The 2,858-nt window shown below is 77.2% G+C and carries 3 protein-coding genes; all 3 read right to left on the reverse strand.

The window, feature by feature from the left end:
- Window positions 1–680: Crp/Fnr family transcriptional regulator (locus FNQ90_RS18395; RefSeq protein WP_182607383.1), on the reverse strand; the 680-nt coding region annotated here is incomplete at its 3' end.
- 271 nt (window positions 681–951) lie between these two features.
- Window positions 952–1,263, reverse strand: a complete 312-nt coding sequence (locus tag FNQ90_RS18400; RefSeq protein WP_182607384.1) for a hypothetical protein — start codon at window positions 1,261–1,263, stop codon at window positions 952–954.
- On the reverse strand, window positions 1,260–2,858 hold a 1,599-nt coding region (locus FNQ90_RS18405), incomplete at its 5' end, for a PspC domain-containing protein (protein ID WP_182607385.1). The genes FNQ90_RS18400 and FNQ90_RS18405, both read right to left, overlap by 4 nt.

Here is a 2,858-nt window from a genome sequence, read left to right on the forward strand (position 1 = left end):
GTCGCGGACGGTGGCCGGCACCGGTGGGAGGCCGGGTCGGCCGCCGCCCGCAACCGCTGCGGGTCGTGGACCACCCACACCCGGTAGCCGGTGCTCACCACGCCCTCCTCCCGGAGCACCCGCACCGCGCGCTGAAGGCCCGCGTCGGAGATCCCGGCGAGCGCCGCCATGTCCCGCTGGGCGAGCGGGAACGCCAGACGCAGCCCGCCGCGCGGGTCCGGCACGCCGTGGTCGCGGACCAGGGAGTCCAGCGTGCGGGCCAGCCGCAATCGGGCCGGGCCCACCCCGGTGTCCACCCGGTCGCGCACCGCCTCCCTGAGCCGGCCGGTGACCACCCGTTGCAGCGTCTCCGCGACCTCCGGGCGCTCCCGCAGGAAGGTCCGGAAGGTGTCCGCGCGGATCACCTGTCCGACGGCCTCACCGGCCGCCCGCACGGTCGCCGAGCGCGGTTCGCCGTCCAGCGCGGCCAACTCGCCGAGCACGTCGCCGGGGCCGCGCACCGCCAGCAGCGCCTCGCCGCCCTCCGCCAGGCTCCGGCGCACCGTCACGAAGCCGGAGAGCAACAGGATGACCCGGGTGTCCCCCGCGCCCTCGGACATCAGCTCCGTGCCGGAGGGGAAGGCCACCCGCGCCCCCAGCTCCCGCAGCTCGGTGCCGATCCGTCGCGGGAGCCGCCCCATCAGGCTGCGCGGCGGCCAGGCGGGGGGATCCGCGTGCCGCCGGACGCCCCCGGGTCGGGGCCCCGGAGGGCGCGCGCCGGGGCCCGGGCGTACCCGCCCCCGTCGCCGGTCATCGTGCTCCGTCGTGCCCATGGGCCCACCCCCGTGCCTGACGTTCCGTCGGGAGCGTAACGCGCGCCACGCGTCCGGTGGAGCGTTCCGGACGATTTCCCTCCGTTCCGCCCGTACCCGGGCGTACCCCGCCCCGTACCCGGCCGGACTCGACGGCCCCTCAGCCGGGCCGGCGGGACCGGTTCCGTCGGGAGCGCACGCGGTGGGTGACCGACGCGACCACGCCCGTCAGCAGCAACAGCGCCGGCAGCGCGACGAACAGCACCGGCAGCGGCACCGGGGAGAGACCCGCCACCCGCCCGGCCACCCCGGCGGCCAGTACCAACAGTCCGAGGCCGAACAGCAACCGTGAGGGCTCGAAGCGGCGGCGCGGCCGGACCCGGTCCGGCTCCCGGCCCCCCGGACGCTCCGAAGCGTCCGCTCCGAGAGGCGCGAAGGCGTCGTGGCCGGCGCCGTTCCAAGACGTGCTCATCGGTTCACCTCCACGCGCCCCGCGGCGCCCGCGGCCACGGGCGTCATGTCCCCGTCGTCCCCGGGTGCGGGTGTCCGGGCGGCACCGGCCCCGGGCTCCCCGTCGGTCTCCCCGTCGGTCTCCTCCGCCGGTTCCTCGTCGGGCACCGCCTGCCGCTCCACGGCCACGAGCCCCACGCTGGTGTCCAGGGACAGGTCGATGACACCCACCGGGGTCACCCCGTCCACCGGACGCAGTGTCTCGTCCACGTTCAGTCGCAGACCACCGCTGGCGACCACCGCGTCTCCCGGCCCCCCCTTCCAACCCGGCACCCGACTCTCCGTGTAGCGGTACCCACCGGCCCCGACCCGCGCGGAGAGCCGCACCACCGCGTCGTGCGGCACGATCACCAGCAGCCGACCGGCCCCCAGCGCGGCGGAGGTGCCGACCTCCGCCCCCTCCTCGAGGTCGATCCCCGACAGGTCCAGGGTCGCCCGCCCGGTCCCCGCCCGGTACGAGGGCGCCACCTCCGCCGCGGCGACCGGCGACCAGTACTCGTCCCGCCACTCGGTCTCGATCCCGCGCGGCAGCACCGAGGCGGCCAACAGCAGCACGGCCGTCATCGTCGCCGCGATGACGGTGCCCGCGCCCATGCGCCCCACGAAGGCGCCCAGCACCAGGCCGAGCCCGAAGACCGCCAGCGCGGCGGCGAACCCGTAGGTCAGGGCCGGCCCCAGCGCCACCGTGTGCCACACCGCGCCCGTCACCAGCACCGCGGCGGTGATGGCCGCGAGCAGCACCGGGCCGCCCAGCCAGAACCCCCGGGGACGCGCGGGCCGGTGGTCCGCCCCGGGGGTCGGCGCGAACGGGTGGCCGCCCCCGGCGTACCCATCGAACGCCGGAGCCGGGTACGGGTACGGCGACCGCCCGGCTCCGGCGCCCGGCGACCACCCGGGAGCGGCACCGTGGCCCGCGGCGACCGGCTCGGGCGGATCGGTCACCTTGCGCATGTTCACCCGGGCACCGCCCGCCCCGGTGGCGGCCCGGGTGCCGATGGCGTCCTTCGGCCCCCACAGGTAATCCCCACCGGCGGCCGACGGCGCCGCGCACGGCCGGCTCGGACTCCGCCACCACGACGGCCCCACCGGGGCGGGCGGCGGCTGCGCCTCCGGCGGGGCCGTGGCCACCGTCTGCGCGGTCACCGGGTCCACCGGCGGGCCCTCGACCCCGGCGGTCCGCACCCGCCCGCGCTGCTGCGACCAGTGCGCGGCGGCCACCATCGACCCCAGCACCAGCACGGAAAAGAACTGCAACCGCGTGGACATCGAGGCCAGCAACAACCCCAGGCCCACCAGCACGAACAGCAGCGCGGTCAGACCGGCGCCCTCCACCCGTCCGGTGAGCAGCCGACGGGCCTCGTTCTCCTCCTCGTCCTCGTAGGGCAGCACCAGCCAGGCGATGCCGTACGCGACGAAGCCGACGCCGCCGATCAGGGACAGCACCGCCAGGGGCACCCGGAAGATCACCGGGTCCACGCCGAAGTGACGTCCCAGCCCCCCGCACACCCCGGCGACCACCTTGTGCCGGCGGCTGCGGAACATCCCCCGGCTCCGCGG

Source organism: Streptomyces alkaliphilus (assembly GCF_014141535.1).
GTDB classification, from domain to species: Bacteria; Actinomycetota; Actinomycetes; order Streptomycetales; family Streptomycetaceae; genus Streptomyces; species Streptomyces alkaliphilus.

Excerpts from the sequence above, each read along its gene's own strand:
- FNQ90_RS18400 (WP_182607384.1), bottom strand. The coding sequence starts at position 1,263 with ATGAGCACGTCTTGGAACGGCGCCGGCCACGACGCCTTCGCGCCTCTC.